The 4,263-nt window shown below is 69.6% G+C and carries 5 protein-coding genes; all 5 read right to left on the minus strand.

Going from position 1 to position 4,263, the window contains the following annotated elements; all coding sequences use genetic code 11:
• Positions 1 to 2 precede the first annotated feature (2 nt).
• Complete coding sequence (locus QM619_RS02475; RefSeq protein ID WP_415103965.1) at positions 3 to 272, minus strand: hypothetical protein; 270 nt, start codon at positions 270 to 272, stop codon at positions 3 to 5.
• Positions 273 to 285: 13 nt separating this feature from the next.
• Positions 286 to 483: a hypothetical protein gene (locus tag QM619_RS02480; RefSeq protein ID WP_415103967.1), complete on the minus strand. Its 198-nt coding sequence runs from the start codon at positions 481 to 483 to the stop codon at positions 286 to 288.
• Positions 484 to 604: 121 nt separating this feature from the next.
• On the minus strand, positions 605 to 1,495 hold the full coding sequence (truB, locus tag QM619_RS02485) for a tRNA pseudouridine(55) synthase TruB (RefSeq protein ID WP_415103969.1): 891 nt from the start codon (positions 1,493 to 1,495) through the stop codon (positions 605 to 607).
• A 105-nt stretch (positions 1,496 to 1,600) separates the two neighbouring features.
• Positions 1,601 to 2,035 (minus strand): 30S ribosome-binding factor RbfA, encoded by a 435-nt coding sequence (gene rbfA, locus QM619_RS02490; RefSeq protein ID WP_415103971.1) that lies wholly within the window; start codon positions 2,033 to 2,035, stop codon positions 1,601 to 1,603.
• A partial coding sequence (infB, locus tag QM619_RS02495; protein WP_415103973.1) for a translation initiation factor IF-2 occupies positions 2,035 to 4,263 on the minus strand: 2,229 nt, incomplete at its 5' end. The genes rbfA and infB, both read right to left, overlap by 1 nt.

The following is a 4,263-nucleotide window of genomic DNA, read 5'->3' on the forward strand; positions in this document are numbered from 1 at the left end:
CCTCAAGAACAGCCCAAGGTCCGCTGCAGAATTCCTTCAGCGAAGAAATCCGACCGACTGGTGACCAAGAGAACCGTCCCCAGTGACCACGTCGCGCCGATCTCGAACGTCCGGGGACGGTTCTTCGACGTGCGATTTTCGAACGTGGAAGAACCGTCCCCCGACGTGCGATTTTCGAACCTGGAAGAACCGTCCCCCGGCATGCTGATGACGACCGCGACCGCCCGCAGCATTCCGGACGCGAAGAAGCCCAGGAACGCCAGCACCACCACTGGCCGGACAGCGTCACGCCGAGGAGACGCCGAACGCCTGGGCCAGGGCGCCGAGTGCCGCCGCCACCAGCCGCGACCGGTTGTGCGGCAGGGTGAGCAGCACCCCGGCCAGCAGCGCCCCGACGGTGAGAATGACCTGGGTCTGCGGACTGTTCATCGCACACCCGATGACCGATGCCACCACCATGCCGAGCACCAGCCGGAGAATCATCGGCGGGTTGTGGAACGGACGGCCCAGAGTCAGTCGCGGATGGCGGCCTTCTTGATGCCGGTCAGGTCCATGTCTCTCCCGCTCCGGCCGCAGATCCGGCCCGATCGTCGACCCGATCGACTCAGCCGATCAGCACGGCCACCGGGATGCCGCGGTTGCCGTCCGGACGGTAGAGGGCCAGCAGTTCCCCGGCATGCAGCAAGGCGGTCGGGTCGGCCGGCATCGGCCGGTCGAGCCGACGTCCGTAGCCGACGTCACGGGCCTGGTCGGCGTCCAGTTCGAGGCAGGCGAAGGTGCGCCGGGCGACCTCGGCGAGGCCAATTGGTTCCGGACGCCGGGGAGGCTCGGCGGTGAGTGCCTCGGGGGTGAGTGCGCCGTCCAGGTCGAAGCCGCCCACACGGGTGCGACGCAGCGCGGTGAGGTGGCCGCCGGTGCCCAGCGCGGCGCCCAGGTCGCGGGCCAGCGCCCGGATGTAGGTGCCGGACGAGCAGTCGACGATCACGTCCAGGTCGATGACGGGGGTGCCGTCGGCGTCGGTGTCGCGGCGTTGCCGGACGTCGAAGCGGGAGACGGTGACCGGGCGTCCGGCCAGTACCACGTCCTCGCCGCGCCGGGCCCGTGCATAAGCACGTTGGCCGTTGATCTTGATCGCCGACACGGTGGACGGCACCTGGACGATGTCGCCGCGCAGCGGCTCGATCGCCGCCTCGATGGCGGTATCGCTCAAGCCGGGCGCGCCGGGCGCGGAGGTGATCTCGCCCTCGGCGTCGTCGGTGAGGGTGGCCTGCCCGAGCCGGATCCTCGCGGTGTAGGTCTTGGTGGTGAGCGCCAGGTGCCCGAGCAGCCGGGTGCCCTTGCCCACCCCGATTACCAGGACGCCGGTCGCCATCGGGTCCAGGGTGCCGGCATGCCCCACCCTGCGGGTGCCGAGCAGCCTGCGGCAGCGTCCGACCACCTGGTGCGACGTCCAGCCGGACGGCTTGTCGACAACCAGGATTCCCGACTCGGGCATTGTCCTCCTGAGGTCTAGGGCCCTCCCTAACTACTTCTGCCCTCCCGCATGTGGGAGGGCAGAAGTAGTTAGGGAGGGGTTTGTTGGCCGAGGGAAGCCGACGACCTACTCGTCGGCGTCCGGCTCGTCCGGCTTCTTGTACGGGTCGGCGTCACCGGCGTAGGACGCCCCCGCGGCCTGGGCCGCCACCGCCTCGTCGGCGGCGCGGGCCCGGGCCAGCACGTCCTCGATCTGGGCGGCGGTCTCGGGAATGGCGTCCAGGACGAAGGCGATCGTCGGGGTGAACTTCATCCCCAGCTGCTTGCCGACCGAGGACCGGATCAGCCCGCGGGCCGATTCCAGCGCCTGCGCGGTGTCCGTCCGCTCCTGCTCGTCGCCCAGCACCGTGTAGAACACCGTCGCCTCGCGTCCGTCGCCGGTGAGCCGGACGTCGGTGAGCGTGACGAAGCCCAGCCGCGGATCTTTGATCCGCCGTTCCAGGAGCTCCGCCACGATCACCTTGATCTGCTCGGCGACCTTGATGTAGCGCGGGTTGCCCATCAATCCCTCGGCTTCTCGACCATCTCGAAGGTCTCGATGATGTCGTCGATCTTGATGTCGGAGTAGTTGGCCAGCGTCATGCCGCACTCGTAGCCCTCACGGACCTCGGTGACGTCGTCCTTCTCACGCCGCAGCGAGGCGATCGAGGTCTCGGCGACCACGACACCGTCGCGCAGCAGCCGCGCCTTGGAGTTCCGCTTGACCGACCCGTCGATGACCATGCAGCCCGCGATCGTGCCGAACTTGGACGATCGGAAGATCTCCCGGATCTGTGCCTGACCGGTGACCTTCTCTTCGTAGATCGGCTTGAGCATGCCCTTCAGCGCCGCCTCGACATCGTCGATGGCCGCGTAGATCACCGAGTAGTACCGGATGTCGACGCCCGCCGAGTCGGCCATCTGCGTAGCCTTGCCCTGCGCCCGGACGTTGAACCCGATGATGACGGCATCGGACGCCTCGGCCAGCGACACGTTGGTCTCGGTGATCGCACCGACACCGCGGTCGATGACCCGCAGGCTGACCTCGTCGCCGATGTCGATGTTGGCCAGCGCATCTTCCAGCGCCTCGACCGACCCTGCCGAATCGCCCTTGAGGATGAGCTTGAGCTCCTGGGTCTCGCCCTTCTCCAGCTGCTCGAACAGCTGGTCGAGGGTCTTGCGCCGGGTGGTCTTGGCCAGCAGGGCCGCCCGCTGCCGGGCCTCCCGCTTGTCGGCTATCTGGCGTGCCATCCGGTCGTCGTCGACAACCAGGAAGTTGTCGCCGGCACCCGGAACCGAGGTCAGACCCAGCACCTGCACCGGCATGGACGGCGGCGCCTCGGCCACCTGCTCGCCGAGATCGTTGATCATGGCGCGGACGCGGCCGTGGGCCGAGCCGGCCACGATCGAATCGCCGGTGCGCAGGGTTCCGCGATGCACCAGGACGGTGGCGACCGGGCCGCGGCCCTTGTCGAGGTGCGCCTCGATGGCGACACCCTGGGCCGGCATGTCCGGGTTGGCCCGCAGATCGAGGGCGGCGTCGGCGGTCAGCACGATCGCCTCGAGCAACTCGTCCAGACCCAGCCGGGCGGTCGCGGAGACGTCGACGAACATGGTGTCGCCGCCGTACTCCTCGGGCACCAGGCCGTACTCGGTGAGCTGGCCGCGCACCTTCGTCGGGTCGGCGGTCTCTTTGTCGATCTTGTTCACCGCGACCACGATCGGTACCTCGGCCGCCTTGGCATGGTTCAAAGCCTCGATCGTCTGCGGCATCACACCGTCGTCGGCGGCCACCACCAGGACGGCGATGTCGGTCGACTTGGCACCACGGGCACGCATGGCGGTGAACGCCTCGTGACCAGGGGTGTCGATGAAGGTGATCTTGCGTTCGGTGCCGTCGACCTCGGTGGCCACCTGGTAGGCGCCGATCGCCTGGGTGATGCCGCCGGCCTCGCCCGCCACCACGTTGGTGTTGCGGATGGCGTCCAGCAGCTTGGTCTTGCCGTGGTCGACGTGACCCATCACGGTGACGGCCGGCGGACGCGGCGCCAGGTCGTCCTCATCGCCGGCGTTCTCGCCGAACTCGATGTCGAAGCTCTCCAGCAGCTCGCGGTCCTCGTCCTCGGGCGAGACGACCTCGATGGAGTAGTTGAGCTCGGCGCCCAGCACCTGCAGCGTGTCGTCGGCCACCGACTGGGTGGCATTGACCATCTCACCCAGATTGAACAGCACCTGCACCAGCGACGCCGGATCGACGCCGATCTTCTCGGCCAGGTCGGTCAGCGACGCGCCACGGCGCAACCGGACGGTGGATCCGTCACCGGAACGGATCCGGACGCCACCGATGCTCGGCGCCTCCATCTGGTCGAATTCCTGCCTGCGCTGCTTCTTCGACTTCCGTCCGCGACGCGCCGGCCCCCCGGCGCGACCGAAGGCACCCTGTGTGCCGGAGCCACCGCGGCCACCGCGACCGCGACCGCCGCCACCGCCCGCTGGGGCGCCACCGGGACGACCGGGTCCGCCGCCGAAGCCGGGACGACCACCGCCGCCACCACCACCGGGACGGCCCGCGCCGCCGCCGAAGCCGGGACGACCACCGCCGCCACCACCACGGGCGGGAGCGCCGAGCGCCGGGTTGGCCTGGCGCGGCATCATCGCGGGGTTCGGACGCGGCATGCCGGGCACACCGGGCCGGGGACCCGGACGCGGCGCGCCGCCCTGACCGGGACGCGGGGCGCCGGTGCGGGCGTC

The organism is Micropruina sp., from assembly GCF_047606665.1.
Classification (GTDB): domain Bacteria; phylum Actinomycetota; class Actinomycetes; order Propionibacteriales; family Propionibacteriaceae; genus Micropruina.